General features: G+C 70.4%; 21 protein-coding genes. 7 read left to right on the top strand and 14 right to left on the bottom strand.

Annotation, left to right across the window (positions count from 1 at the left end; all coding sequences use genetic code 11):
- Window positions 1–3 precede the first annotated feature (3 nt).
- Both WMF12_RS24710 and WMF12_RS24705 read right to left on the bottom strand, forming a co-directional pair.
- Window positions 4–906, bottom strand: coding sequence for a 4Fe-4S dicluster domain-containing protein (locus tag WMF12_RS24710; RefSeq protein ID WP_012237337.1), 903 nt, complete (start codon window positions 904–906; stop codon window positions 4–6).
- Window positions 903–1,487: a hypothetical protein gene (locus WMF12_RS24705; RefSeq protein WP_437739104.1), complete on the bottom strand. Its 585-nt coding sequence runs from the start codon at window positions 1,485–1,487 to the stop codon at window positions 903–905. The genes WMF12_RS24710 and WMF12_RS24705 overlap by 4 nt, the downstream gene beginning before the upstream one ends.
- A 304-nt stretch (window positions 1,488–1,791) precedes the next feature.
- Between WMF12_RS24705 and WMF12_RS24700 the strand changes: the two genes are divergently transcribed.
- The 4 genes from WMF12_RS24700 to WMF12_RS24685 are packed head-to-tail and all read left to right on the top strand — an operon-like array spanning window position 1,792 to window position 5,577.
- Window positions 1,792–2,034 carry a hypothetical protein gene (locus WMF12_RS24700; protein ID WP_012237335.1) on the top strand — a complete coding sequence of 81 codons (243 nt, stop codon included), beginning with the start codon at window positions 1,792–1,794 and terminating at the stop codon, window positions 2,032–2,034.
- Window positions 2,031–4,454 carry a molybdopterin-dependent oxidoreductase gene (locus WMF12_RS24695; RefSeq protein WP_437849481.1) on the top strand — a complete coding sequence of 808 codons (2,424 nt, stop codon included), beginning with the start codon at window positions 2,031–2,033 and terminating at the stop codon, window positions 4,452–4,454. The genes WMF12_RS24700 and WMF12_RS24695 overlap by 4 nt, the downstream gene beginning before the upstream one ends.
- Window positions 4,451–5,224, top strand: coding sequence for a nitrate reductase cytochrome c-type subunit (locus tag WMF12_RS24690; protein ID WP_437849479.1), 774 nt, complete (start codon window positions 4,451–4,453; stop codon window positions 5,222–5,224). The genes WMF12_RS24695 and WMF12_RS24690 overlap by 4 nt, the downstream gene beginning before the upstream one ends.
- The gene (locus WMF12_RS24685) at window positions 5,221–5,577 is read left to right on the top strand and encodes a hypothetical protein (RefSeq protein WP_437849477.1); all 357 of its coding nucleotides are present in this window, start codon (window positions 5,221–5,223) and stop codon (window positions 5,575–5,577) included. The genes WMF12_RS24690 and WMF12_RS24685 overlap by 4 nt, the downstream gene beginning before the upstream one ends.
- A gap of 46 nt (window positions 5,578–5,623) precedes the next feature.
- Here the strand turns inward: WMF12_RS24685 and manA are convergent, their stop codons facing one another.
- Window positions 5,624–6,823 carry a mannose-6-phosphate isomerase, class I gene (gene manA, locus WMF12_RS24680; RefSeq protein ID WP_437849475.1) on the bottom strand — a complete coding sequence of 400 codons (1,200 nt, stop codon included), beginning with the start codon at window positions 6,821–6,823 and terminating at the stop codon, window positions 5,624–5,626.
- 126 nt (window positions 6,824–6,949) lie between these two features.
- On the opposite strand from manA, the gene WMF12_RS24675 reads away from it, so the two are divergent.
- Together WMF12_RS24675 and WMF12_RS24670 are read left to right on the top strand one after the other, a co-directional pair.
- Complete coding sequence (locus WMF12_RS24675; RefSeq protein ID WP_437849473.1) at window positions 6,950–7,663, top strand: MmcQ/YjbR family DNA-binding protein; 714 nt, start codon at window positions 6,950–6,952, stop codon at window positions 7,661–7,663.
- Window positions 7,664–7,885: 222 nt separating this feature from the next.
- Window positions 7,886–8,917, top strand: coding sequence for an endonuclease/exonuclease/phosphatase family protein (locus WMF12_RS24670; protein ID WP_437849472.1), 1,032 nt, complete (start codon window positions 7,886–7,888; stop codon window positions 8,915–8,917).
- 46 nt (window positions 8,918–8,963) lie between these two features.
- Here the strand turns inward: WMF12_RS24670 and WMF12_RS24665 are convergent, their stop codons facing one another.
- The 6 genes from WMF12_RS24665 to WMF12_RS24640 form a co-directional block, all read right to left on the bottom strand.
- On the bottom strand, window positions 8,964–9,596 hold the full coding sequence (locus tag WMF12_RS24665) for a DUF6151 family protein (RefSeq protein WP_437849471.1): 633 nt from the start codon (window positions 9,594–9,596) through the stop codon (window positions 8,964–8,966).
- Between the two features lie 48 nt (window positions 9,597–9,644).
- Window positions 9,645–11,108, bottom strand: a complete 1,464-nt coding sequence (locus WMF12_RS24660; protein ID WP_437849469.1) for an endo-1,4-beta-xylanase — start codon at window positions 11,106–11,108, stop codon at window positions 9,645–9,647.
- Between the two features lie 458 nt (window positions 11,109–11,566).
- Entirely contained in the window at window positions 11,567–12,538 is a 972-nt protein-coding gene (locus WMF12_RS24655; RefSeq protein ID WP_437849468.1) for an SUMF1/EgtB/PvdO family nonheme iron enzyme, read from the bottom strand.
- A gap of 960 nt (window positions 12,539–13,498) precedes the next feature.
- The gene (locus WMF12_RS24650; RefSeq protein ID WP_437849466.1) at window positions 13,499–13,885 is read right to left on the bottom strand and encodes a VOC family protein; all 387 of its coding nucleotides are present in this window, start codon (window positions 13,883–13,885) and stop codon (window positions 13,499–13,501) included.
- Between the two features lie 97 nt (window positions 13,886–13,982).
- Window positions 13,983–14,675, bottom strand: a complete 693-nt coding sequence (locus tag WMF12_RS24645; protein ID WP_437540792.1) for a DUF4956 domain-containing protein — start codon at window positions 14,673–14,675, stop codon at window positions 13,983–13,985.
- The gene (locus tag WMF12_RS24640; protein ID WP_437849464.1) at window positions 14,672–15,469 is read right to left on the bottom strand and encodes a VTC domain-containing protein; all 798 of its coding nucleotides are present in this window, start codon (window positions 15,467–15,469) and stop codon (window positions 14,672–14,674) included. The genes WMF12_RS24645 and WMF12_RS24640 overlap by 4 nt, the downstream gene beginning before the upstream one ends.
- 639 nt (window positions 15,470–16,108) lie before the next feature.
- Here WMF12_RS24640 and WMF12_RS24635 point away from each other — a divergent pair.
- Window positions 16,109–18,532: a substrate-binding domain-containing protein gene (locus WMF12_RS24635; protein WP_437849462.1), complete on the top strand. Its 2,424-nt coding sequence runs from the start codon at window positions 16,109–16,111 to the stop codon at window positions 18,530–18,532.
- A gap of 11 nt (window positions 18,533–18,543) precedes the next feature.
- On the opposite strand, the gene WMF12_RS24630 is transcribed toward WMF12_RS24635, so the two are convergent.
- From WMF12_RS24630 to WMF12_RS24610, 5 genes are all read right to left on the bottom strand, one after another.
- Window positions 18,544–19,614 carry an ABC transporter permease gene (locus WMF12_RS24630; RefSeq protein ID WP_437849460.1) on the bottom strand — a complete coding sequence of 357 codons (1,071 nt, stop codon included), beginning with the start codon at window positions 19,612–19,614 and terminating at the stop codon, window positions 18,544–18,546.
- Window positions 19,611–21,185 carry a sugar ABC transporter ATP-binding protein gene (locus WMF12_RS24625; protein WP_437849458.1) on the bottom strand — a complete coding sequence of 525 codons (1,575 nt, stop codon included), beginning with the start codon at window positions 21,183–21,185 and terminating at the stop codon, window positions 19,611–19,613. The genes WMF12_RS24630 and WMF12_RS24625 overlap by 4 nt, the downstream gene beginning before the upstream one ends.
- Window positions 21,186–21,248: 63 nt before the next feature.
- On the bottom strand, window positions 21,249–22,277 hold the full coding sequence (locus WMF12_RS24620) for a substrate-binding domain-containing protein (protein ID WP_437849456.1): 1,029 nt from the start codon (window positions 22,275–22,277) through the stop codon (window positions 21,249–21,251).
- Window positions 22,278–23,479: 1,202 nt separating this feature from the next.
- Window positions 23,480–24,550, bottom strand: a complete 1,071-nt coding sequence (locus tag WMF12_RS24615; protein ID WP_437849454.1) for a hypothetical protein — start codon at window positions 24,548–24,550, stop codon at window positions 23,480–23,482.
- A 192-nt stretch (window positions 24,551–24,742) separates the two neighbouring features.
- Window positions 24,743–25,759 carry a hypothetical protein gene (locus WMF12_RS24610; protein WP_437849453.1) on the bottom strand — a complete coding sequence of 339 codons (1,017 nt, stop codon included), beginning with the start codon at window positions 25,757–25,759 and terminating at the stop codon, window positions 24,743–24,745.
- Between the last annotated feature and the right edge of the window lie 147 nt (window positions 25,760–25,906).

The raw sequence follows: 25,906 nt of genomic DNA, 5'->3' as shown, positions 1-25,906 counted from the left end.
CGCTCAGACGTCGAAGAAGTAGAAGAAGCGCGGCCGCGTGCCGAGCTCCTCCTTGAGGATGAAGATCCGCTTGTTCTCGAGCACCCAGCGGATCTCGCTCTTCGGATCCAGGAGGTTGCCGAAGACGCGCGCGCCCGTGGGGCAGGCCTCGAGGCAGGCCGGCATCCGGCCCTCGCGCGTCCGATGCAGGCAGAAGGTGCATTTCTCCACGACGCCCTGGGGCCGGATGCGGTTCGACAGGTAACCCTGGTCCGGGTTAATCTCGTCCGCGGGCACCTCGGGCTTCGTCCAGTTGAAGCGCCGCGCGTGGTAGGGGCAGGCGGCCTCGCAGTAGCGGCAGCCGATGCACCAGTTGTAATCGACGGCGACGATGCCGTCGGGCTCCTTCCAGGTCGCCTGGACGGGGCAGACCTTCACGCAAGGCGCGTTGTCGCACTGCTGGCACTGCACCGGCAGGTAGTACTTGCCCTTCGCGGGCACGGCGTGCTCGTACGTCGCGTCGCCCTTCTCCATGTCGAAGCTGCCCTGATCCATCTCGAGCACGCGAATGTAGGAGTTGTTCGTGCGCCGATCGTGGTTGTTCTCCACGTGGCACGCCTCCACGCACTTGCGGCAGCCGATGCACACGCTCAGGCTGAGCGCGTAGCCGAACTGCACCCCTTCCTGCGGGCGGACGTCGCGGATCGTGACCTCGCGGCCGTACTCCTCGCGCGTCTCTCGCTCGAGGCGGTCGATGACCTCGGCGAGCTCTTCCCTCGTGAGCTCCTTGTAATGGCGCTGCAGGAACTGATCGAGCGAGAGGTCCTTGCTCCACGCGCGGAGCGGCTCCATCGCGTGGGCGAACGCGGAGGCGCCGAGCGTGGCTCCGAGCACCTTGAGCGCGACGCGCCTGGATGTCTGGGTCATCGGTGGGCTCCTTCTCCTGCGCCGCGCGCCTCCACGAAGCGGTCGCGCGGGGGCAGGACGGGCATCGACGGCTGGAACGCCGGCACGTGCGGATCATGGCAGTCGACGCAGTGGTTGCGCACCCGCGCGCCGCCCGCGTAACTGCCGTTCATCCCGCCATGAGCCCCGTTCGCGTAGTCGCGGAGCTGGGGGCCGTGGCACTGGGCGCAGAGCTGCATGGCGTCGCGCATCGGGAGGAGCGCGCCATCGGCCTTGCGCAGCGTGTCCTGCTCGCCGATCACATGGCACGAGGCGCAGCTCAGCCCGCCGTGCTCGAACCTCAGCCCGACGTGGAACTCGTCGAGCTCCGCCGTCGAGGTCGGCAGCGCGCCGGGCCTGCGGAGCGAATGGCACGTCACGCACGCCGCGCGGATCGGCCGGCCCAGCGAGTCCCGCTTGTCCGTGGCGACACCGGAGAGCTTGTCAGGGTGGTGGATGCTCGCGGAGGCGATCGGCGTCGCGTCGAGCGCGGGGCGCAGCCCGAGCGGCTGGTCGCGACCCTGGCAGCCTGCCGCGTGCGCCACGCAAAGGAGTCCCAGCATCGCGGCGGCCCCGGGAAGATGAAGAGAGGAGTGCACGGCGCGATTCGCATCGCACGCCACGTGCCATCGCGCGCGTCCGGGGCGGCGCCGCGGCCCGCGGCTCCGCGCGGTGCAGGGTGCGCGTCCGGACGCACCGTTTGCGCTGCCCCGCGGTCCGCGCGCGCCAGGGATCTCCGGTGAGGCGCAGGGCGCAGGCCGCGATGGACGGGCCTCCCGGCGACGATCTCGTGTGGCGTGGACCTTGCGATGTGGCGCTTGACCCGCTCGAACACATCCACCCGATCAACCCCAACCAGGCGTTCCGATGCCCCTCAGTGCTCTTGTCATCACGCTTTCCGATGAGCCCAGCGCGCGAGCGCGGGCGTGTCGCTCGCTCGCCGCAGAGGCGGCGCTCTCGCTCGGTCCGCCCTGTGGTTCGAGGCTGCCCGCGATCGCCGAGACAGCGACCCTGCTCGCGGGCGAAGAGCTCGTGGAGCGGATGCTCTGCACCGACGGGGTGGACTTCGTCGACGTGGTCTCGGTCGACTTCTCGGATCTGGAGCCATGATGGATCGCCGCGATTTTCTGAGGTGCTCCGCGATGGGCGCGGCGACCGTGGCCGCCAGTCGGCTCGCGCTGGGCAAGGACGGCGTCGCCGCCGCCCAGGCGGCGCCCGGGGCGGGGACCGCCTCCGATGTGGTCTGGAACAAGGCGCCGTGCAGGTTCTGCGGCACCGGCTGCCACGTGCAGGTGGGCGTGAGAGGGGGCCGCGTGGTCGCGGTCGCGGGCGACCAGAGCGCGGACGTCAACAAGGGCCTGCTCTGCGTGAAGGGGTATCACGTCGGCCTCGCCCTCTACGGCAGAGACCGGCTCACGAAGCCGCTGCTCCGCAGGAACGGCAGGCTCGAGCCCATCGGCTGGGATGAGGCCATCGCGATCGTCGCGCGGCGCGCGATGCAGAACCCGGCGGGGTTCGCGCTCTACGGCAGCGGCCAGTGGACGATCCCCGAGGGGTACGCGGCCAACAAGCTCGTGAAGGCGGGGCTCGGGAACAACCAGATCGACCCGAACGCGCGCCTCTGCATGGCCTCTGCGGTGACAGGCTTCCTCTCCACCTACGGCGTGGACGAGCCGGCCGGCTGCTACGAGGATCTCGACAAGTGCGATGTGCTCCTCATGTGGGGGAACAACCCGGCCGAGATGCACCCCGTGCTCTTCTCGCGCGTCGTCGACCGGCGATCGAGGGGCGAGCAGGTGCTCCTCATCGATCTCACGACGCGGCGCACCCGCACCTCGGCCTTCTGCCAGCACACGCTGTATTTCAAGCCGAACACCGATCTTGCGATCGCGAACGGCATCGCGCACCTGCTCGTCGAGCGCGGGACGTTCGACCGGGCGTTCGTCGACAGGTTCTGCAACTTCCGCAAGCGGACGGAGCACCCCACCCTCGAGGGGCAGCCGATGAGCTTCGAGGAGTACAAGATGGCGCTCGCCGAATACACGCCGGAGCGCGTGGAGGCGATCTCGGGCGTCGCCGCGAAGGACATCCGGATGCTGGCGGATCTCTTCGGGCGCCGCGATCTGCGGATCACGAGCCTCTGGTGCATGGGGATGAACCAGCACACCCGCGGCACCGCGATCAACGATCTGGTGCACGGCGTGCACCTGCTCAGCGGCCATTTCGGCAAGCCCGGCGACGCCCCGACCAGCCTGACGGGTCAGCCGTCGGCCTGCGGCACGGTGCGCGAGGTCGGCACGCTCGCCCACGGGCTCCCCGGCGGCCTCGTCGTCACGAACGCAGAGCACCGGAAGGAGGCCGAGCACCTCTGGAACCTGCCCGAGGGGCGGATCAACCCGAAGCCCGGCTACCACACGGTCGAACTCTGGAAGCGCTTCTCGACCCCGAAGGAGCAGGGGGGCGACATCGACACCATCTGGGTCATGGTGACCAATCCAGGCCAGTCGTTGCCGAACACGAACGAGCTCTTCGACGCGAGCCGCAAGATCCCGGGCAAGTTCCTGATCGTGTCCGACGTCTACCCGACGGCCACGGTGCGCGCCGCGGACCTCGTCCTGCCCTCGGCCATGTGGGTCGAGAAGAACGGGATGTTCGGCAACTCCGAGCGCCGTACGCAGCAGTGGTTCAAGATGGTCGAGCCGCCCGGCGAGGCGCGGGACGATGCATGGCAGATCATCGCCGTGGCGCGCAAGCTCCAGGACATGGGATTCGCCGGGATGAAGGACAAGGACGGCCGTTTCCTGTTCGACATCCGGAAGGACGGCAAGGAGGTGCCAGTCTGGGACTACAAGCATTACCACGACGTCAACGTCGACGAGCAGCTCTTCGAGGAGTACCGCGAGTTCAGCCGGTTCAAGCACAAGGACCTGGCGCCGTACCGCGAGTACGTCAAGGCGCGGGGCCTGCGCTGGCCCGTCGTCGAGCAGCCCGACGGCTCGTGGCGGGAGACGCGGTTCCGCTTCGCGAGGTTCGATGACCCTTATGCCACGAAGGAGGAGATCCAGTTTTACCACTCGGTGACCAAGGACGACCGGGCGCTCATCTGGTTTCACCCCTACGAGCCGCCGCCCGAGTCGCCCGACGCGGAGTATCCCTTCTGGCTGTGCACGGGCCGCGTCCTCGAGCACTGGCACACGGGGTCGCTCACCATGAGGATACCCCAGCTACAGCGGGCGATGCCGCAGTCGTACCTGGAGATGAACCGCGAGGACGCGCGGAGGCTCGGTGTCGGCGACGGCGAGGTCGTGATCCTGGAGAGCCGGCGCGGCGCGCTCGAGCTGCCTGTCTGGATCGAGGGCCGGGGCGCGCCGCCGCCTGGCACGGTGTTCGTGCCGTTCTTCGATGAGACCGTGATGGTGAACCGCGCGACGCTCGAGGCGTACGATCCGCTCTCGAAGCAGCCGGACTACAAGAAGTGCGCGGTCAGGATCCGCCGCAAACCGCAGGGCAAGCGGGGAGAGGCGCGATGAAGGACGCCCGCGGCCTGCACGTCGGCCTCGCCGCGATCGTCGCCGTCGCGGCGGCGGGCTACTTCTCGGGAGTCCGCGGCACGGAGCAGCGGGTCGCTGAGCTGCACGGCGATCCCCCTCCGCCCTCGGCGAGCGTCGAGGCGCGCAGCTACGCCGACATGCGCGAGCGCGCGCACGGCCCGAACGCCGGCATGTACGAGGGCGCATTCGCCCGGCTCGAGGCGGCGGATGCCGATCTCTACGCGCCTGTCGAGCAGTCGGAGGCCGATCGAGAGGCGGCGCTCGAGCGGCGCGCTTCCCGCCGCGCCTACGACGGCGCGCCGCCCACGATCCCGCATCGCATCGAGCAGCTCGGCACCCCGGATTGCCTTTCGTGCCACGAGCGCGGGCTGCGCGTCGCGAACCTCACCGCGCCCAGGATGAGCCACCGTCGTTACGAGAGCTGCACGCAGTGCCATGTCGTCGGCGCCGACCCGAGGCCGCTCGCGGAGACGCCGCCTCCGCCCGACAACACCTTTGCTGGCATGCCGTCGCCGCGGCGAGGCGCCCGCGCCTACGAGGGCGCGCCGCCAACGATCCCGCACCCGACGCTGATGCGCTCGGAGTGCGCGAGCTGCCATGGCGTCCATGGCGCCCTGGGCATGCGCTCGACCCACCCTTACCGGCAGAGCTGCACCCAGTGCCACGCGCCTTCGGCCGAGCTGGATCAGCGCGCGCCCAGGCCCCTTTCGGCGTGGCCGCCGCCGAGCATGGGAGCGGACAGGCCATGAAGCTCCCCTCCACGGATGAGACGGATGTCGGTCCCGAGATCCCGCTGCCGCCCTTGCAGGAGGCCGTGCTCGACGACGCGACCCTCGATCAGCTCTTCTTCGACCTCGCCGAGGCCGCGGAGCTCGTCTCGGTGTCGCTCAAGGCCGGTGCGACTGCACGCGCGGGGGATCTCCAGCGGGCCGGCAGCGCGGGCGGCGAGCTCGCCCTCGCCCGCCGCGCGCTCGGCGACGGGACCGCGCTCGGGGTGCAGATCCGTTATCGCTTCGCGGGCTCGGAGTGGTGGGACACGCTGCTCCGGGTGCCCTCCGGCGTGCGCCTCGTGCGCGTCCGGATCGAGGACGCCCTGGGATAGCGCGCCGCGCACGGGTGGCGCCGTCATTCGATGACCAGAGAGCGACTCAGAGGCCGACGGTGGCCCGGAAGAGCTGGCCGTGTCCCTCGATGGCGTAGCTCCCCGACGAGAACGGGACGAAGATCGAGCCACCCTGGCGGAGCTCGCGGGCAGCGCCGCGCGCGTCGACCAGCGAGGCCTGCCCCCGGGTGCAGAGGATGATCTCGGGGCCTCGGCGGTCATCGGTCCTCCAGGGGGCCGCGGCCTCGAGGTCGATGCGGGAGAGCCGGAACTCCGGCGCTGGGGTGTCATAAAAGGATTCCACGCCCACCCGGCGCGGCACGACGGGCTCGACACGCCACGGCGCGAAATCGAGGACGCGAACGAGCTCGTCGACGTTGACGCGCTTCGGCGTGAGCCCGCCGCGCAGCACGTTGTCGGAGCTCGCCATGATCTCGATCCCGACCCCTTGCACATAGGCGTGCAGACGGCGCGGCGGCAGGTACAGCGCCTCGCCAGGCTCGAGGTGCACGTCGTTGAGCAGGAGCGCGATCACGACGCCGACGTCGCCCGGGTAGAGCTCGTCCAGGCGGAGCGCCCAGCCAGCGGCCCGCGCGAGCCATCCGCCCGCCTGGGCGCGCTCCCGGCACGCCTCGACCACCGAGGACACGAGCTCGCGCCGGGCGGCCGGTTCGAGCGCGAGCAGGCCCTGGACGAGCCGCGCGACCGCGGCCGCGTCGATCACATCGGCGCTGCGCGGGACGAGCGCGTCCCCTGGGCCTCCGGCGAGGAGCTCGAAGACCTCCGGCAGCGCGGTGGCCGGCCGGAAACCGCAGAGGGCGTCGAACGGGGTGAGCGCGCAGATGAGCTCGGGTTTGTGGTGCGGGTCGCGGTAGGTGCGCTCGGGGGCGTCGACCGGGACGCCGGCGGCGTTCTCCGCGTCGAACCCGCGCCGCGCCTGCGCTTCGTCCGGGTGTGCCTGCAGCGACAGCGGCTGGTCGGCCGCGAGCACCTTGAGCAGAAAGGGGAGCCGAGCGCCGAAGCGTTCGCGCGTCGGTCCGCCGAGGAAGGCGTCTGCGTGCTTGGAGATCGCGTCGATCAGGCGCTCTCGGCCCCCGTCGAGCTCGATGTACGAGGAGGCCGCCGGGTGGGCTCCCATCCAGAGCTCGGCCTGCGGTTTGTCGGAGGGGCGCTGTCCGAGCAGCGTCGCGATGGCGTCCCGGGAGCCCCAGGCGTACTCCTGAACACGGTTCTCGAGCGAAAACATTGGGATAGCGCGCTCCTGCAAGGCGCCACCCTACCTCATGGCACCGGAGAAATCAGCTCTTGAGCGGGCGGTGAGGAGCCGCCGTTCCGGCTTTACGAGGTCGTGCGGGCGCTCTACGCTCGCCGGATGACGATGCGCCAGGACGACGCGAAGTTCACGCCCATCCTTGCGAGGCTGCGCGACGCCGCGCTGGCCTATCCCGAGGCCGTGGAGGAGTTCCCCTGGGGCGACCGTGTCGCCAAGGTGCGCGGGAAGATCTTCGTCTTCCTCAACACCCACGAAGGGAAGCTCGTTGTCACGGCGAAGCTCCCGCAGTCGGGCGAGGCCGCGCTCATGCTGCCGTTCGCGGAAGCCACGGGGTACAACCTCGGCAAGAGCGGCTGGGTGACGGCGCGCTTCGGCCCGAAGGATCGCGTGCCCGAGGCGATGCTGCTCGAGTGGATCGAGGAGAGCTATCGCGCGGTGGCGCCGAAGCGAGCTTTGCAGTCGCTGGATGGCGCGGCGCCGACGCCCGGGAGGCCAGGGAAGCCAATCAAGACGAGCGCTCCAGCAGAGCGTGCGGCGGCGAGCCAGCGAGAGGCGCACGCGACGGCCGCTGCCGCGGGGAAGGCTGCGGCGGAGAAGGGGACTCCCGCCAAGAAGGCTGTGGCGAAGAAGGGGGCTCCCGCCAAGAAGGTGGCAGCGGCGAAGGGAACTCCGGCGAAGAAGGCTGCGGCGAAGAAGGGGTCTCCCGTCAAGAAGGTGGCAGCGGCGAAGGGAACTCCGGCGAAGAAGGCCGCGGCGAAGAAGGGGTCTCCCGCCAAGAAGGCGGCGGAGAAGGAGAGCCGGCGAAGTCCATAACGCTTGTGAACGAGGCGGCGCCAGCGGACGCGGCCAGCGCGCCCGGCCGGTGAGGCTGAGTGCGTTCGTCGCCGCCCCCGCGCGTCGAGATGGACTCTACACGCCGACGGAGGAACATCGATGCGCCACCGCGAGCCATCCAGGGATGCGTCGTCCGAGCCGCAACCGCAACCCGCCAGGCCTCCTTCGTCCCCACCACGCTGGCGCCGGCTCCGGTTCGTCGTGCTCGCCGTCGCCGTGCTCTACCTCCTCGCGGTCGCGTCGATCTGGCTCGCCCTGCCCATCGTGGGCGACCGGTGGTGGCCAGGGACGCTCTTTCTCTTCGGCCCGCGCCAGATCGTCGCCCTCCCTCTCCTCGTGATCGTGCCCGCCGCGCTCCTCGTGCAGCGCCGCGCTCTCCTCCCGGCGGCGCTGGCGTCGGCGATCGTGGCCGGGCCGATCCTCGGTTTCACGTTCTCGCTCCGAGCCCTTTCCGGAGCCGCCGACGGCGCCGATCTGCGCGTCGCCTCCTTCAACACGGGGAGCCGCGCCATGAACATCGATCGACTCAAGGGCTTCGTGGCCGAGACCCGGCCCGACGTGCTCGCGCTGCAGGAGTGCTCGGCGCCGGAGCCGGAGCTGAACGCGGCATTTCCAGGATGGTCCGTCCACGTCGATACCGGGATGTGCCTTGTGAGCCGGCACCCTCTCCTCAAGGTCGAGTCCAGGGATCGCCGCGACGTCTGGAATCAAGGCGGCCACGGCGCGATCCTCCGCTACGCGATCGCGCTGCCGGACGCGCTGCGGCCGAGCTCGGAGGAGCCGCGCGGGCCCCGTGTCTTCAGCTTCCTCAACCTGCATCTGGAGACGCCCCGCGAGGCGATCGAGGCGCTGATCCACGGCCTGTGGAAGCAGGCAGCGGAGCACGACCGCGTCATCGCATTGCGTGTCTGGGAGTCCGAGCTCGCGCGGCAGTGGGTCGACGAGGCGCCCTATCCGGTCGTCATCGCCGGCGACTTCAACATGCCGGTCGACAGCGCCATCTACCGGCGCTTCTGGGCAGGCTTCGAGAACGCGTTCTCGCGCGCCGGCCTGGGGTTCGGCGCGACGAAGCGCACGCGCTGGTTTGGCGTCCGCATCGACCACGTGCTCGCCGGGCCTGGCTGGACGACAGAGCGCGCATGGATCGGCCCGGACCTCGGCTCGGATCACCTCCCCATCGTCGCCGACCTGCGCTGGAGCGGTACCCCGCGCGAAGGGCGCGCGGAGCGCTAGCGCGGCGTCGCCGCGAGGACGAGCGGGGGAGATTCGAGCCGGCCCGTCATGCGCGCGCGGGGCGCGGGCCGCACAGCGGGCGCAGCGCCTCGCGCTCGGCCGCGGACAGCACCGTGATGGGATACTTCGGATTGCCGCTCGCGCGATCGAAGAACGGATGCGGCCACGCCTTGCCGCGGAGCTTCCAGCCGAGCAGCTTCCGGGCCACGTGCGCGAGGAAGCGCACGCTCGGCCTCAGCGACCCGGGCGGCGGCTCGCCGATGGCGAACTTGCCCAGGATCGCGCCGCGCGGCGCGCCGAAGACCTCGTCGCACGGGCGCGCGCCCGGCGCTTGCTGGAACAGCTCGGTGACGATGCCGATGAACGGCAGTCGCGGCGTCAACGTGTTGCCGAGCGGCGTCTTGCAGCAGCTCGCGTACCAGCGATAGAGGCCCTTGGGCGTCAGGCGCGCCGCGGCGACGAGCTCGCTGCCGCGGTCGAAGGAGACCGCCGAAGGAGCCACCTGCACGATGTCCGTGCCGCCCTGCTCATCGAGCAGGTCGGCGCGGCCGAGATGGTGCAGGAACGCCTGACAGTCGTCGCAGTAGCAGACGGCGCGGTTCACCGCGTCCGGCGATGCACCGCGCAGCCATCCATGGACCTTTCCGCAGCGACACTGGAGCTCGACGTCTCTGGACATTCGGCTCGCATAGCACGGCTTGACGCGCGCCGCGCGCGCTTCTGGTCGTCAGCGGTCGAGGAAGTCCATCAGCCAGGTCATGGCCGGCCGCATGGTGCCGTTCGGCTGCTGGAGGCCCGTGTTGGCCCTCCAGGTGGAGCCGACGATGTAACCCCACAGCGTGACGCCGGGGACGGAAGGGTGATTCCAGAACATCGTGAACTGTTCCTGCATCACCCGGCGCTGCTCCTCGTCGTTCGCGATGCCGATATCGTACTCGGTGATGTACACGGGCTTGCCCAGCGACGCGAGCTTGTCGATGTACCCTTTCACCGTGTTGGTGTTGAGCTTGTATGCGTCGTGGGCCTGCGCGCCGAGCGCGTCGACCGGGGCGCCTGCGTTGATCACCGCCCTCGCGATCCGCATGAAGTTCTGGTGCTCACCCTCGTACTCGATGTTGTTGTAGTCGTTGAGGATCAGCTTCGCGTTCGGGCAGAACTCGCGAGCCCACTTGAAGGAGTTGACGATCCAGTCATAGCCGCTGGCGCCGTCGCCGCCGATGCCGTTCTTGTAAGAGGGCGTCGTGTGGGGCGGCGGCTCGTTGACGACGTCGATGTACTTGGTGTCGGGGTAGCGCGTGCAGAACGACCGCATCCAGTCCCTCACGGCCGCCTGCTGCTCCGACCCGGAGAGGCCAGCGAGCCAGTCTGGCTGCTGGCTGCCCCACACGAAGGTGTGCTGCTTGAACGGGATGCCGTTGTCCTTCGCGTACTTGTAGATCGCGTCGAGCTTGCTCCAGTCTTTCTGGCCGCGCGCCCTCTCGACGGAGCCCCACTTGCCCTCGTTCTCGGGCGTGATCTGGTTCCAGTAGTTCGCGAAGCCGGCGCGCACGGCGCCATTCGTCGTGATGTTGCCCACGAACTTCGCGCCGGTCGGGGTGCCGCCGCCGGAGCCGCCGGAGCCGCCCGAACCGCCCCCGCCACCGGAGCCGCCTGCACCGCCCCCGCCGCTGCTCGCCGAGGAGCTCGAGGACGAGCTCGAGCTGCTGCTGCTCGATGAGGAGCTCGAGCTGCTGCTGCTCGATGACGAAGCGCTCGTGCTGGTGCTCGAGCCTCCATTGCCCTTGACCGAGACGATCGTGGGGCTCCCGGTGCCGTTCGCGCAGAACCCCCATGACGTCGAACGGCCTGCAGCGACCGAGCCATTGTAGCCCTCGTTGGTGACGTTCAACTGCCCGCCGGACGTCGTGTAGCGCGCGTTCCACAGGCTGGTCACCGTGGCGCCGTTGAGCCCGACGACCAGACCCCAGGACGTGGCCGGGCCGTTGCTCGTGTTCGTCACCGTCACGTTCGCGCAGTACCCGCCGGTCCATTGCGACTGGTACGCGAGCTCGGCCTTCATCGTGTTGTCCGGGCTGCTCAACCCTGACTCGAGGGCGTCGCTGTCCTCCAGGTCAGCAGGCTCCATGGCGCAGGCGACCAGGCAGCACGCGAACGAAAAGGAGACAGTGCCAAGTAAGCGATTGATACGCATAAGGTTCTCCATGATCCGGCCGGCCGAGCCGCAGGGTTGTGCTCAAAGCGAATAAGTAAAACAGAGTTGCGTCTGCGAGCCCTGCCGCCCATCGGGTCGAGTTTGTAAGATTGCGACCGGAGCGATACGAGATCGACAACGGCCGTTGCACGATCACACCGTGACTGTCGAAGCAAGGTTTACACATGCCATGCCCGGCGCGAGACGATGCCGAGCATGGCATGTGACTTAAGCATGCAACTGGGAACCGATGTCAAGCGCTTCGCGCGATCGGTCTCCTGATACAGTCACGTTGCATTCACTGGCCCGCGACGGAACGGCGTGCGTGCCGTCCGCCCTCCTGAAGCTGCAACGATGATTCGATGGTCGAGCTGTGCGCTCAGGGAGATACCGTTGCTCCCGCGCCCCGCGGGCGCGAGGTCAGAAGCCCGGGCGGATGTGTGGCCCGCGAGCCGCGCTCACCCCGCGGGGTGTGTCTCGGCGTCCGCGCAGCAGCGGAAGCCGACCTCGTAGCCGTAGTCGTCTTCCTTGTGAAAGGTCGTCATCGGGCGGCACTGGCTCCGGATCGGACCCCACCATCCGCCCTTGAGCCCGCTGCGGTAGGGGGCCTTCTGATCGGTGCGCACCACCCACTCGTTAACGTTGCCGTTCAGGTCGAAGACGCCCGCCCACGAGGCGCACTCCGCGCGCCCGCCGGCCGGCTCGCGGCCGTCCAGGCGCGCGAGCTCGGCGGCGCACCGCGCGTTCTGCTGGCACGCTTCGTAGTGGAGCAGCCGCTGCGAGTGGTCTGGAAAGCGGTAGTCTCGGTCCTGATTGCACGTCTCGGCATTCCGCTCGTAGCCGTAGACGTAAGGCTGCGATTCAGGGCCTTCGCAGGCGAAATTGAACTCGGCCTCGGTGCAGAGCCGCTTGCCCTCCGCCGCGCAGAGCCCGGCGGCTTGCTCCCACGAGGTCAGCGTGCGCGGCAGCGCGCCCGGGACATTCGGGTACTCGTACCGGTCCATGCAAAACGAGAGGTGCTCTGTCTTCTCAGCGACGCACCGCGACGGCTCGCGGAATCGCAAGCATCGGGCGGCAACCCCCGGCTCGCCGTGGCGCTTTGTCCATTCGGGATGGTACTCGAGGCATTCCTGCACCACGGCGCTGCAATACTCGCCCTCCACCCGCACCATCCCGTCGGGGCAGCCCTGGGTCGAGCCGGGCAGCGCGATCGGCACCTCGATCATCGCCGGCTGGTCCAGCGGCTCGTCGTTCTCTGTGGCCGGAGGCTCGACCAGCAGCGGGTCCGAGTTCTCCGCCTCCGTCGCCGGCGTCTCGACCGGCAGCGGGTCGGACATCTCCGCCGACTGCTCGGGAATCTCGACGTGCCGGGCGTCGCCTCCACCTCCGCCCCCGCTCCCGCCGCTGTCCGAGGGACCGGTGCAACTCAAGGTCGCAACGCCAAGCAGTGTCAGTACCGTGAAACCCAGGATACGCACGTTAACCTCTTCCCACGTTTGGCTACATCAGCCTACAGGCGTGGGCCAAAATTGATGCTGACCCGGGCTCGCCTCGATTTCTCGCGAGCGTCGGGAGCCATCCGGAGGCATTGCAAAATCTCGGCCTGCCTCCGCACCCCGAAAAACCGGGCTACGGGGCTGTTGGCCGCGGCTTTGTCCCGTGGCGTGGCCGCCCGGTGGTCCAGGATGGCCGGCCAGCGCGGCCACCCCGGCACATCGGCCAGCGCGCGAACTGCGCGCCCTGCGTCCTCTTGCGCTGCGGGTTGGTCGCCGGCCGCCGTGGGCGCTCCGCGGGCGTCCGCTTGAATCTGGCGGCCACGCCGACCGCCGGGTCCTCGGGCCCCAGGGCGAGGCGAGGTGGCGGATCAGCCGCTTTCAGGTGGGCCCCGCTGGGTTGGTCCGTCGGTCCCCCTGGGTGGCCTTTGCGTGAGCGCCGGCCCAGCTGCCCTGGCTAGCGGTCGCGCCGTCGGGCGATGGCGTCGCGCGCCGTCACGTCGCGTCGACCGGAGGGCTCGGGCGGGGATCTGGGCCTCTCTCTCCTGTCACGCCGGCACGCCGAGGTCGCAGGCGGGCCATCTCAGGATGGTCAAAGCGCGTCCAGTGTCCGCGGAACTGCATGGCCAATTGCAGGTCTGGAAGCCTCGGTGTGCGCCGCGGGCGCTGGCGCCGGCGCCGACGGCCGAGCGATGCGAACGGGCACCGCGGCGCCAAGGCGCTCGACGGGGATGCGTGGATGGATCGGGCTCGGAACCAGTTCGCCAGGGCCGCTTTATCGAGTTTTGCAGAGGAGCGGGCGTGAGCGCAAGAATGGATGGGGTGATGCTACGTCATGGTGAATTGCACGAGGTAATGAGTTGCCCATTGCGGGCGTCGAGGCCAGGGCCGCCGCTTCTACACGGGGTTCCCCTCGTCGTCCCACGTGGAGAAGCCGTGCGCGTCCGGATGATGGGTCTTCACCACGCAGAAGCGCTGGCCGGTCGGCGCCTCGAGCACCCACCACGTCGAGGCCTGCGTGACCCGCTTGGCGCCGAGCCGCTCGAGGCGGCGCACCTCGGCTTCGACGTCGTCGGTCTCGATGTCGAGGTGAACGCGGCTCCCGTGCTTCACGGTCTGCACTTCGACCGAAAGATCGCGCGCAGACGCGTCCAGGCGGACGTAGGCCTCGCCGTCTTGGCCGCGCGATCGCATCCCGAGCGCCGCGCTCCAGAAGCGGGCGGCGCCATCGAGATCGTCGGTTCGGCAGTCGATGATGAACCCAGCCAGGCGACTCTTGTGCATGCGATCTGTTAGCACGGCTACCACGGTGCAGCGGCGACGCGACGCGCCCAGGTGAGATTGCTGCCCACGCACCAGTCGATGTGGTGCGTCGCCGTGGTCAGAGGTCCAGCGTCGGCTCCTGGAGCATCAGGCTCACGTCCGCCACGCCGGGCAACGCCTGCAGGCTCGTCACGAGGCCGGCCCGCATGTCGGGGTGGCGAACGCGGATCTGGTAGGCGTGCTCCATGACGGTGCCCTGCGCCGCCTCGCGCAGGGTCACGAGCGAGAAGGTACCGCAGTGCTCGCGGAGGATGCCCGCGATCGGGCCGGCGATCTCCGCGCCGGCCTGGCCGGCCGGCGCCACGAACCGGAGCAGCCCGTCCGGCTGCCGGCGCGACCCGTAGCCGGTGACGTGGAGCAAGAGCGTCGCGACGCCGAACATCGCCGCCCCCGCGATCGCCGCGCCGTAGGCCCGCGCGCCGCTCGCCATGCCGATGGTGAGCGACGCGAAGACGAACACGACGTCGCGCGGGTCGCGCATCGTGGTGCGGAACCGGATCGCGGAGACGCCCCCCGCGATCCCGATGCCGGCCGCGATGTTGTTGCCGACGGCGAGCATGAGCGTGCATGTGATGATGCTGCCCAGCGCCATGCTCTGGACGACCGTCCGCGAGTACGAGAGGCCGCGGAACGTGAGCATGTAGACGCCGGCGATGCCCTGCGTGAGCCCGAAGGCGACGAGCAGGGCGAGGAGCGCGTCGCGCCACTCGACGGCCTCGCCGTGCGAGAGCGCCGCCAGCCAGTCCATCATTGCCACCCTGCGACCCGGGTCGCCCGCGCTTCCGGGAGCATCAGCTGCGCGGTGACGCTGTAGCAGTACTTGGAGAACGAGTGCCGGACGAGGTCGAGGCGCCGCACGAGCGCCACCATCCACGCAGGCGGCCTGCGCTCGAACTTGAGCTCGAGGACGCAAACGGGCTCCGGCGTCTGCGTCTGGACGGGGTGGTCGACCGGGCGCCACCCGCCCTCGGAGGCGTCGAGATCCATCATTTCCCTGCGCTGGCAGACGATCTTCCGATCAAACGTCAGGCGCGCGTAGGTGTCGAGGGTGCTCTCGTACGCCTCGCGCTCATAGTCGACAAGGAGCATCGGCCTGAGGTCGTGGCGGTGGAACGCGCCGATGAACTTCTCCGCGGCCTTCCGCGCGCCCGGCGAGAGGCGATCGAGCGAGGCGGGGCGGCCGGGCGCGAGCAGATCGCGCCACTCGCTCGCTGGCACCGCCGCGCGCGACTTGATGATCACATCCTGGACGCGCCGCTTCACCTCCAGGAAGGCCGGGCTGGTCTTCCCGGGATAGGTGCGCACCCGCAGCTTGAAGCGGTCGCGCTGCTCGCGGGCGTTGGCCCAGTAGAGGTCGAACCCGCGGGTGTCGAGGTAGAGCGACCGGATGCGGTACACGCCGTCCGGGCCGGCGTACCGGTCCAGCCGGCCGATCGCGCAGGCGGTGGCCCGGATCGCCGGGACCAGACGCTCCGGTACCAGGTATTTGAACTCGTATCGTTCGATGACGTCCAGGACTCTCGCCTCCTCGGTCGTCAAGGGCAAGCGCGCCGCGCTGCTACGCGTCGCAAAGTTGTTACGGTAACCACGCAATAATGACACAAATTTCGCCGGCGTCCGCAAGCTGAATCCATGGCCGCTCCCCGAGATCTTTGCGCTTTCCCTGCAACCTGCGCGCCTGCGGCAGCGCTGCTGGGGGAGCGCCCGGCGCGGCTCGGGGCCCGCGCGGGCACTGCTCGTTGCCGTGGGCTGACAGGGGCTCGGGGTCGGCGCCAGCGGGGCGGGCCTTCGGCTGCCGGGGTGACGCGGGCCGGCGCGCTCCCCGCGAAGCGGGCGGAGGTCGCTGCCTGTTTGTGCCACGAGCGCCCAGCTCGTGATCGCGTCGTCATGAGTCGATGTCGTGAGCGGTTCCTTGCCGGCGGCGACGCCGTCGCGACGCACCACGCTTGCGCTCATCGACGCGCGGTGTCGGCGCATGTGCCCGGCAGCCAGCGCGTCGATGTCGCTTTCGGCTCCGCTGGCGCGCTCGATCGGTTCGGCTCGGCGGTGTCGCCGTAACCGGCGCGAGCCGCGCCGCGTCTCGGCCGCGCAATCTCTTCCGACGCCCGATTGACCCGATCGATCGATCTCGCGCGAAGTTGTTGAAGGCCGCCTGGATCCAGGCGAGATCGTCGAACGATCCGCATGCGTCAGGTACCCGACCTCCTCGCCGTCCTCCAGCAGATCGTGCGGCGGGCCATGGCCGTCCTCCCGCACGCGCCGCGCGGGAGCCTGCTGCTCCGCGAGGGCGACCGCTTCGTGGCCCGAGCGCTGGTCGGGTTCGACGCGCCACCTGGGGTCTCCTCGCGCGTTCCGGTCGGCGTGGAGGTCGAGGGGGGCGCGCCCGGCACGGCGGCGCCTTCTGACGGCGCGCACGCGAGCCGCATCGTCGATGCGCGGGCGTGGTACCGGACGTACCTGCCTTTCGCGCTCGGGGCGGGCTGCGGCGTCCCCGAAGGCGCCGGGGTGCTGGTCGCGCCCATCCAGCTGTGCGGCGAGCCGGCCGGCTATCTCGCCATCGAGCAGGCCACCATGGAGTCTCCGGGCGAGGAGCGCCGCGCCACGATCGAGGTCCTCGCGGGCACGGCCGGAGATGCGCTGGAGCGGCACAGGCTCTATGACGACAAGGCGAGCGCGGCGCAGGAGATCCGCCTGTTCGAGCGGCTGCTCCACGCGGTGGGCACGACGCTCGCGCTGCACGACCTCATCGAGACCATCGCTCACGGCATCAAGAGCGTGCAGCTCGATCCGAGCTGGAACACGGTGGAGATCTGGCTGCTCGAGGAGGACCGCGTCGGGGACGGCCCCGGGCTCGCGCAGGGCGACCTCTGCGCCCGCGTCTACCGGGCCCCGGCGTCGGAGCCGACGACCTACTTCCAGAACATCCGCGCCGGCGCGGACAGCGCCGCGCGGCCCCTCGGCGTCTCCATCGACTGGCGGACCGGCCATGGCGGCGACGGCGACGGCTCTCAGCGCGCCCTGCTCGATGAGGCGATCGACCGGCGCATGTCCGGCATCATCGTCGCGCCCAGCAACCCCGAGAGCGCGGAGGAGGCGTTCAGGCGGGCGGCCGAGGTGGACATCCCGGTCGTCGTGATCGACACGCCTCCGGTCCCGGGCAGCCGGGCGCCGCTCTACATCGGGACGGACAACGTGGCGTCGGGCAGGCTGGCGGCCGAGGTGATGAAGCGGCTGCTCCCGGGCGGCGGCGTCGTCGCGTCCCTCGGCGCCGTGGGGCTCGCGCTGAACATCCGCGAGCGCGTCGAGGGCTTCCGCGTCGCGGCGCTCGGGTCGAACCTCACGGTGCTGCCGACGATCCCGTGCGACTGGGATCAGGAGGCCGGGACGAGGCTCGCCACGGCGGCGCTGGAGGGGCGGCCCGACGTCGCGGGCGCCTTCGGCGCGGCGGCGGACAACGGGCCGTCCTGGGGCCGCGCGGCGCGAGCCCTCGGCAGGGCCGGAGATCTCAAGATCGTCGGCTTCGATCTCGTCGCCCGCACGGTCGCCCTGCTCCGGCAGGGGGCGATCCACGCGACGATCGTCCAGCGCGAGGACGACATGGGCTTCCGCGCCATCGAGACGATCCACCGGATGATCACGCGCGGCGTCGGGCCGACCCTCGTCGAGCTGCCGCCTTCCCGTGTCCTCCACACCCGCGTCGATTGCGTCACCCTCGAGCAGACGCCGTGGTCCACGACGCTGAGCGATTACCTCTCTCTCGAGGCCGCCCGCCGGGCCGCGGCCGGGAACGGCGGTCGGATCGCGCCCGTCGCCCCTGCCATCGAGGTCATGATGATCGGGCTCTCGCCCCCCTCGAGCTCCGTCGTCGAGGACCAGGTCTCGATCCCGGCGCGCTCGCTCGTGCGCCGTGCGATCGCGTCGGGCCGCCCGGTCGTGATCGACCCCGCCGAGGGTGGCGCGGACGCCGCCCTGCCCGCCGCGCACGACGGCGCGCGCACGGCCATCGCGGTGCCGCTGCAAGGCCGCGGCAACGTCCTCGGCGCCCTCGTCCTGAGCAGCGCTCGCAGGGAGGCGTGCGGCACGGGCGACGTGGCGTTCCTGGTCCGCGTCGCCGGCACGGTGGCGATCGGCGTCGAGAACGCCCGCCTGCTCCGCCGCATCTCCGCGCGGAGCGAGGAGCTCGAGCGCGCCAACCTGCAGCAAGCGGCGATGCTCCAGACGATCCGCGAGCTCTCGAGCCCCGTGGTGCCCATCGCGGACGGCATCCTCGTGATGCCCGTCGTGGGCGTCATGGATGCCCAGCGCTCCGGCGACTTCATCGCGTCGATGCTCCGCGAGATCGACGCGAAGCGCGCGCACGTCGTGCTGATCGACGTCACCGGCATGGCGTTCGTCGACGCGACGGCGGCGTCCCGGCTCGTCGAGGCGGCGCAGGCGGCCGCGCTGCTCGGCGCCGAGGCGGTGCTCGTCGGCATCCGGCCGGAGGCCGCGCAGATGATGGTCCGGCAAGGCCTGGACGTCGGCTCGATGGTGACGCACGCCAACCTGGCGAGCGGCTTCCGCCATGCGCTCTCGAGGGTGCGCCGCCGCGAGGCGAAGCGCGGCTGACCGCGCGGCGGCTACTCCGCCCCGGCGGGCGGCGCCTCGATGGGGCGCGGCCCGGCGGTCTTCGCCTCGCCGGCGCGCCCGGCGCGCCGCTGCCCCTGGGCGACGTGCACCACCTGGTCGAAGACGACGGCCACGAGGATGACGGCGCCGATGATGATGAACGTCCAGTTCGGGTCGAGGCGCCAGACGCGCGGCACGCCGTCGTCGCTGTGGCGGATCTGGAACATGTTGATGCCGTTGTCGATGACCCGCATGAGGGCAGAGCCGATGAGGACCCCGAGCGCGCTGCCCTCGCCGCCGCGCAGCGAGCAGCCTCCGAGCACGGCGGCTGCGATCGCGTAGAGCTCGTAGCCAATCCCGACCTGCTGCGACATCTGGCCGATGTAGGACGCGTAGCAGACGCCCGCGATCCCGCCCGTGGCCGACGAGATGACGTACGTCGAGACCTCCACCCGGCGCACGTCGATGCCCGAGTACTCGGCGGCCTCGCGGTTGCCCCCGATCGCGTACATGTAGCGCCCGAGCACGGTGAAGTGCAGCACGTACGCGCCGGCGGCGAGCACCACGAGGAAGATGACGAGCGGGTAGGGGATGAGCGCGTCGCCTCCCACGCGCAGCAGCCCGCCGTTGGCGAGGCCGAGGAACGGCGAGTCGCCGAAGCTCAGCGTTCCGCCCTCCGCCACCGTCTGCGAGACGCCGCGCACGAGGAGCATGCCGCCGAGCGTGACGACGAACGGCTGCAGCTTGAGCCGCGTGATGAGCAGCCCCTGCGCGAGCCCCACCAGCACCGCGGCGGCGAGCGCCGCTGGGATGCCGACCCAGAGCGGGTAGCCCAGGCACCCCATCCCCGAGGACGAGATCTTGGCGAGCAGGACGCCGGTGAGGCCGATCACCGAGCCGATCGACAGGTCGATGCCGCCGGTGATGATGACGAACCCCATGCCCATCGCGAAGATGCCGAGCATCGCGATCTGCCGCGTGGTGTTGACGACGTTCGATTGCCCGAGGAAGTCGGGGTTGGAGATCCAGAGCCCCGCGCACATCAGGAAGAGCACGAGGCTCATGCCCAGCTCACGTCTCATGCGGTCACCGCGCTTTCCACGTCCCCTTCCGCGCCCCTCGCGCTCCCCGTCATCAGCGCGGCGACGCGCTGCTGCGTCAGCCCTTCGCGCGGGAGCACGCCCGTGATCCGGCGCTCGTGCATGACGACCACGCGATCGCTCATGCCGAGCACCTCCTCCATGTCCGAGCTGACCATCAAGAGCGTGATCCCTTCCGCGGCGAGCGCGGCCATGTGCCTGTAGATCTCGGCCTTGGCGCCGACGTCGATGCCGCGCGTCGGCTCGTCCAGGAGGAGGACGCGAGGGTCCATCGACAGCCATTTCCCGAGGACGACCTTCTGCTGGTTGCCGCCGGAGAGGTTCACCGATCGCTGATCGAGCGTCGGCGTCTTGATGCGGAGCCGGTCGACCTCGGCGCGCGCGGCGCGGCGCTCGGCGGCGCGGTCGAGCCAGAAGGCGCGGGCGAAGCGGGCGAGGCCCGGCAGCGACGCGTTCTCGACGACGGTCATGGGGAGCACGAGCCCGTGCCGCTTGCGATCCTCCGGCGCGAGGCACACGCCGCGGTCGATCGCGTCGCGCGTCGTCTGCGGCGCATAAGGTTCTCCTGCGAGCGTCATCGTGCCGCCGAGCGCCCGGGTCGCGCCGAAGATCGCCTGCATCAGCTCGGTGCGCCCCGAGCCGACCAGCCCCGCGAAGCCGAGGATCTCCCCGCGCAGCGCCGTGAAGCTCACGCCCGCGGGCGCGCCGGGGACGACGAGGTCGCGGACCTCGAGCGCGGGCTCCTGCCGCGGGCGCGCGCTCCTCTCCGGGAAGTAGCGGCCGCTGAGCTCCCGCCCGACCATCAGGGAGACGATCCTGTCGTGCGTCGCCTCGGCCCGCGCAAGCTCGCCGACGTGCCGCCCGTCGCGCAGCACGGCGATGCGATCGGCCAGGCTCAGCACGTCGTCCATGCGGTGAGAGATGTAGATGACGCCGATCCCGCCGGCGCGGAGCCGCTCCACGATCGCGAAGAGCTCCCTCGACTCGCCGGCGGTGAGCGACGAGGTCGGCTCGTCCATGACGAGGATGCGCGCGCTGGCCGAGAGGGCCTTGGCGATCTCGACCATCTGCCGCTGCCCCGCGGTGAGCGCCGACACGGGCGTCGTCGGCGGCAGCGGGAGGCCGACGCGCGCGAGCAGCGCCGCCGCCCTCGCGTTCAGCTCACCGCGCCGGAGCGGGGCCAGCAGGCGGGGGGTCAGCGCCTCGCACCCCTCGCGCCCCTCGCTCCCGAGGAAGACGTTCGCGGCGATGTCGAGGTTCGGCGCGAGCATCAGCTCCTGATGGATCAGCGCGACGCCGAGGCGCTTGGCCGCGCGCACCCCGCTCAGCGACACGGGCGCCCCGTCGAGGAAGATCTGCCCCTCGTCGGGCGGGCAAGCGCCTCCGAGGATCTTCATGAGCGTGCTCTTGCCGGCGCCGTTCTCTCCCACGAGCGCGAGCACCTCGCCGGCGCGGAGCGAGAGCGACACCCCTGAGAGCGCGGTGACGCCCGGGAACCGCTTGACGATCCCGCGCATCGCGAGCAGGGGTGGGAGATCGGGAGTCGACGTCATCGGTCGGGACCGCGGGGCTCGATCGAGGGGGGCGCCCCCGATCGAGCCGCCGGATAAAGGAGGCTATTTCTTCAGCTCCACGAGCTTGGCCTTGAACTCCGCCACGTTCTCCTTGCGGATCACGTCGACGCCGGTGTCGACCATCTTGTCCTTGGGGATGGCGGCCATGGCCGCGTCGCCCTTCGTCGCGAGCTCGTGCATCCACTTGCTCGACAGGTAGCCGAACTGGAACGGCTTCTGCACGACGGTGCACGCCACGGTGCCGTTCTCGATGCCGCTGAGCGTCGCGTCCTCCTCGTCGAACACGGCCGGGATGACCTTGCCCTTCTTCCCGAGCGCCTCGACGGCCGCGATGATGGCCGGCCCGTTGTACGACCAGAGGCCGGTCGCGACGTTGAGGTCCGGGTGGGCGTTGATGATGTCTTCGACGTTCGCGCGCGCCTTGGCGCGATCGGCGTTGTCCTCGCGCTTGTCGACGATCTGGATGTCGTGGGCGGTGACCACGTCCTGGATGCCCTTGAGGCGCTGGGTCGCGTTGTCGACCGCGAACATGCCGACGAAGACGGCCATCTTCCCGCCGTTCGGCAGGATCTTCACGATCTCGTTGCCGAGCGCCTTGCCGGCCTCGTAGTTGTTCGTGCCGATGTAGAGCAGCCGGTTCGACTTCGGGGCGTCGGAGTCGAACGTGATCAGCTTGACCTTCTCGGCGACCCTGTTGAGCACGGCGACCTGATCGTTCGGCGCCAGGACGGTCACGGCGACGGCGTCGTATCCCTGGCTGGCGAGGCTCTCCAGGATCTGGTTCTGCTCCTCGGGCGTGCCGTTCGGCGGCGCCTTGATGTCCACTTGAATCTTCGCCTCTTGCTCGTACTTGTGGACTCCGGCCCCCGCGATCCGCCAGAACTCGCTCGTCCCGCTCGTCACGAAGGCGAGCTTGACGACCTTGGCTGTCGTCGGGGCGCTCTTGCCGTCGCCGTCGTGGCCCTTGGCCGCCTCGTCTCCGCCCCCCTGAGCGCAGCCGGCGATCCATGTCATGGACAGCACGGCGAGCGCTGCAAACGCTAGCTTCCAGAAACGATTCTTGTCTTTCACGGCAGTTCTCCCCGCCTTGCCTGCGAAAAGCGTGTCGATCTCGATGTCGCTGAGCCGCGACACAGGAATCCCCCGAGGCGAGGTTAGCGGACGTACCCCGTCGATGTCGCGCCTCGCGTGAACGACCCAAACGGAAAAGTCGGGGCAACGTGTCCGAGTTTCGAGCACCTCAGGGTCGCGGGTCGTGTGCGAACCCACCTGCTCCAGGGAGCGGGGGCGACATGAGCTCATGATGTGGGGGTGCAGCGTGGCGTTTGATCCGCGGCGGCCCACCCTGGGGAACCGCGGCCCGGGGTGACCTGACGGAGGGCCCTGCTGGAGATGGGCTCCCGGAGGTCGAGACGCCTCAGGGACATCGCGGAGCGACGGCTATTGGGAGCAGCGCTGAGGATCCGACTGGCATTGACACTGATTTCTACGCTCGGTGTCATTCCATTCGCAATAGCCGCACAATGCGTGCCTTTGGCTCTTGCAGTACTGGTCGCACGCCGCGCCCCCGAGGAAGCCGAAGTCGCAGACGTGAGGGAAGTCAGACCAGGACACTGCAGTGGCGAGGTCCCCCTGCGGCGCGCGGCTGAGGGCGCTCTGGGCCGGGATAGCCTCTGACGGGGCTCCGTCCTGCGGTGTCTCGTTGTAAGATGAGCTGTCGACGACACAACCGGTGAGCGATCGCGCGCCAAGTGCGGTGCATGTCCACAGCGCGGCATACTTGAAGATGATCTTGCTCGTCATTTTCGGCCCTGTCCTCCCCTGGTGCTTCGCTGATTCCGTGTTTCCACACGAACGCCGTCATCGCCTGCACGAGGTGCTTGCGCGGGCGTTGGCCGTGTCCATGCGGCGCCGTGGCCGCGACAGGCAAGCGGGAGCGCCCTGATCGGCGGCAGCGCGTTCGTAGGGGGCGGCGTCTGGCCCTGACGACGGGGATGGCGGCGTCTCAGGTGAGCTCGTGTGGCCTGAGCGCTTGTACTTGGCGGACGGCGCGGTGGTGGAGGCGCCCGTGGGATCCCGAGGGACTCAGGGATCAACGACGGTCAGGGAGATCGCGAGATGGAGAGCGTGAGAGCGCCGCCGTCCGAGCGGGGATCGACCCGCAGGCCGGCGCGATGAAGCAACTCGTCGACGAGCCTGGCGGCGAGGTCCTACCGGGCAGCGCGCTCTCCTGGAAGCTCATGGTCGTCGTCGGCCTCCTGCGTGCGGCGCGATCACCCGGGGCACGCCGCGGCGCAAGCCGCGCCGCGGCAGTCGACGCCGGCCTCGTCGCCGTTCTTCACGCCGTCGGTGCAGGTGGGCGCCTCGCAGATGCCGCTCCAGCACACGCCGCTCAGGCAGTCTGCGCCGGTCTCGCAGCCCCCGCCCACCGGGCAGCGCGGGCACCATAGCTTGCCGCAGTCGACGCCGGCCTCGAGGCCGTTCTTTATCCCGTCGCTGCACGTCGGGATCATGCAGCTTCCGTTCGTGCACACGCCGCTCTCACAGTCCGTGGCGGCCTCGCAGCGCTCGCTCGATGGGCAGGGACGGCATGAACCGCCGCAGTCCAATCCTGTTTCGCGGAGCCCGTCATCTCGCGCACCGTTCACGCAGTGCTCCGGCACGCACCAGACACCATCACACGCGAGCCCGCCAGGGCACAGCAGCGTCGGGTCTGTGTCCACGCACTGCACGCACGCGCCCTCATGGCATCGTCCGGCGCCCGAGGCGGGACATGCGACGCCATCCAACAGGAGATGTCGCGGATCGTCGATGTCGCAGGCGTCGAGGGTGCACTGGTTGCCGTCGTCGTAGGGGTCGACGGCCGCTACGCTGACCACGCGGCCGTCGGCCGTGCACTCCTCGACCTTGCAGTCGCCGCGGATCTGCGAGGCGATCGGGCCTTGCTCGATCTCCACGACGCACGCGCCGTCCGCGCACCTCCCGACCCCGCACCGCGGGTCCGGCGGGCCGGGGCACTCCGCGTCGCCCTCGCAGCTCCCGGGCGGAACCGGCACCCCCGAGCACTCCTCCGTGCCCTCGGCGCACTCGTCGCAGGTCCGGCACTCCTCGAAGCAGTCCGGCGTGTCGTCACCGCGCGCGCAGCAGATGACCTTCCCCGGCTCGCCACACTCGCAGTGCTCATCGATGCAGATCGTGCCTGGCACATTCTGCTGGTCCGACTGGCAGTGGTCCGTGGTCGCGCACCTTCCACCCACGTAGGGCCCGTCGCCGCACGCAAAGAAGGTCGCCGAGGTGATGAGAAAGAGCAGAGCAGCAGCACAACGCGCGATGGGTCTACCCATGCGTCCAGTCCTCCGGCACGAGGCTGTGGCGCCGGCACCCAGGCGGCCCCAATCCGCCGGGGTGTCGTTTGCCAGGTCGTCTCGGGGCGCAGTATGCCGCGGTCAGGCGGCCGCCGTCACGCAAGTTTTCGCAAGATCGCGCAGCGTGCGAAGCGTCCTTCGATCAGAGCAGGGGCAAGGTCGAAGCGCACATCAAAACGTGCTCGTCAGCGTAAGCCCGTTGGCCGACACCGTGATCTCTGCCGGCCCGCGCGGATAGAACGTGTAACCGAGCGTGGCGGCCAGGACGGCCCCTCCCGCGATGAGGCCGGCGATGCCCACGCCCCGGTAGGCGATCGCGTCGTCGTAGGCCGACGCCGACTGCTGGCAAACCGGCTGGGTCAGCCGGAAGCAACGGTTCGGCCCCGCGGAGAGCGCGGCGGTGTCGCCCGCGTCGTCCTTCTTCTCCGCGCCGACGAGCATCACGCCGCCGATCGCCGCCAGGGTGGCGGAGAGCCCGAAGCCGCCGGCGACGAGCTCCGGCCGCGGCCCGGGCCGGGGAGGCGGGGGGGCGAGGGGGGAGGCGCGGGGGCCGGGGGGCGGCGCCGGCGCGCCTGCGGGCGCCGCCGGGAGGCCTGGGGGCGGCGCAGGGACGCCGGCGGGCCGGGCAGCGAAGGTGAGCACGACTTCCCGCGCCTCGCCGCGCGGCACGTCGATCTCGGCCGTCGCGACGTTGCCGTCCAGCACGGCGCGCACCACGTGGTGGCCGGGGGCGACGGGGATGGGCTTGTCGCCCTCGAGCTCGGCGGGCGCGCCGTCGATCGTGATCTTCGAGCCCGCGGGGGCGACCACGTGGAGCTCGCCGGCGAGCTGCCGCGCGCGGGCCAGGTCGCTGAGCCGCGACGCGACGAGCGCGCGCTCCGCGGGCGTCCTGGGCGCGCGCATGATCTCCTGGCAGAGCGACAGCCAGCGCACGGCGGCCGGCGCGTCGCCGAGCCGGAGCGACAGCGCCCCGATGTTGCACGCGGCGACCTGGGCGCGCTCCAGCCGCCAGACCGCCATCCACAGGTCGCGCGAGTCGGCGAGCCGATCCTCTCGAGCGGCCGCGTTCGCCTGCGTCATGAGCCGGGCGACCGCCTCCGAAGGGGCCTCGGCGCGACCCTCCGCCGCGCCGGCCAGCAGGGCGATGCACAGCGGGAGCGCGGCGACGCGGCGTGTGTTCCTTAGCACGGGTGCGGATCTCCTCGGCCGAGCCTCGGTCTGAAGGGCCGCTCCGGAGCCAGGGCCCCGGGCGACGGCCCCACGTACCAGAAGGAGGCTGTCGGTGGAAGCCCCGGAAGCCGCCGGGTTGTCGGGGGGGGCCAGGCGATGGAGGTC

This window comes from Sorangium sp. So ce363 (assembly GCF_051520435.1).
In the GTDB taxonomy this organism is placed as follows: domain Bacteria; phylum Myxococcota_A; class Polyangia; order Polyangiales; family Polyangiaceae; genus Sorangium; species Sorangium cellulosum_B.
The sequence above is the reverse complement of the archived record's forward strand: the minus strand, read 5'-3'. Positions and strand labels throughout refer to the sequence as shown.

Bases quoted from the DNA above. Each gene is read 5' to 3' on its own strand.
- WMF12_RS24710 (WP_012237337.1), bottom strand. From the start codon at position 906: ATGACCCAGACATCCAGGCGCGTCGCGCTCAAGGTGCTCGGAGCCACG.
- WMF12_RS24705 (WP_437739104.1), bottom strand. From the start codon at position 1,487: ATGCTGGGACTCCTTTGCGTGGCGCACGCGGCAGGCTGCCAGGGTCGC.
- WMF12_RS24700 (WP_012237335.1), top strand. From the start codon at position 1,792: ATGCCCCTCAGTGCTCTTGTCATCACGCTTTCCGATGAGCCCAGCGCG.
- WMF12_RS24695 (WP_437849481.1), top strand. From the start codon at position 2,031: ATGATGGATCGCCGCGATTTTCTGAGGTGCTCCGCGATGGGCGCGGCG.
- WMF12_RS24690 (WP_437849479.1), top strand. From the start codon at position 4,451: ATGAAGGACGCCCGCGGCCTGCACGTCGGCCTCGCCGCGATCGTCGCC.
- WMF12_RS24685 (WP_437849477.1), top strand. From the start codon at position 5,221: ATGAAGCTCCCCTCCACGGATGAGACGGATGTCGGTCCCGAGATCCCG.
- manA (WP_437849475.1), bottom strand. From the start codon at position 6,823: ATGTTTTCGCTCGAGAACCGTGTTCAGGAGTACGCCTGGGGCTCCCGG.
- WMF12_RS24675 (WP_437849473.1), top strand. From the start codon at position 6,950: ATGACGATGCGCCAGGACGACGCGAAGTTCACGCCCATCCTTGCGAGG.
- WMF12_RS24665 (WP_437849471.1), bottom strand. From the start codon at position 9,596: ATGTCCAGAGACGTCGAGCTCCAGTGTCGCTGCGGAAAGGTCCATGGA.
- WMF12_RS24660 (WP_437849469.1), bottom strand. From the start codon at position 11,108: ATGCGTATCAATCGCTTACTTGGCACTGTCTCCTTTTCGTTCGCGTGC.
- WMF12_RS24650 (WP_437849466.1), bottom strand. From the start codon at position 13,885: ATGCACAAGAGTCGCCTGGCTGGGTTCATCATCGACTGCCGAACCGAC.
- WMF12_RS24645 (WP_437540792.1), bottom strand. From the start codon at position 14,675: ATGATGGACTGGCTGGCGGCGCTCTCGCACGGCGAGGCCGTCGAGTGG.
- WMF12_RS24635 (WP_437849462.1), top strand. From the start codon at position 16,109: ATGCGTCAGGTACCCGACCTCCTCGCCGTCCTCCAGCAGATCGTGCGG.
- WMF12_RS24630 (WP_437849460.1), bottom strand. From the start codon at position 19,614: ATGAGACGTGAGCTGGGCATGAGCCTCGTGCTCTTCCTGATGTGCGCG.
- WMF12_RS24625 (WP_437849458.1), bottom strand. From the start codon at position 21,185: ATGACGTCGACTCCCGATCTCCCACCCCTGCTCGCGATGCGCGGGATC.
- WMF12_RS24615 (WP_437849454.1), bottom strand. From the start codon at position 24,550: ATGGGTAGACCCATCGCGCGTTGTGCTGCTGCTCTGCTCTTTCTCATC.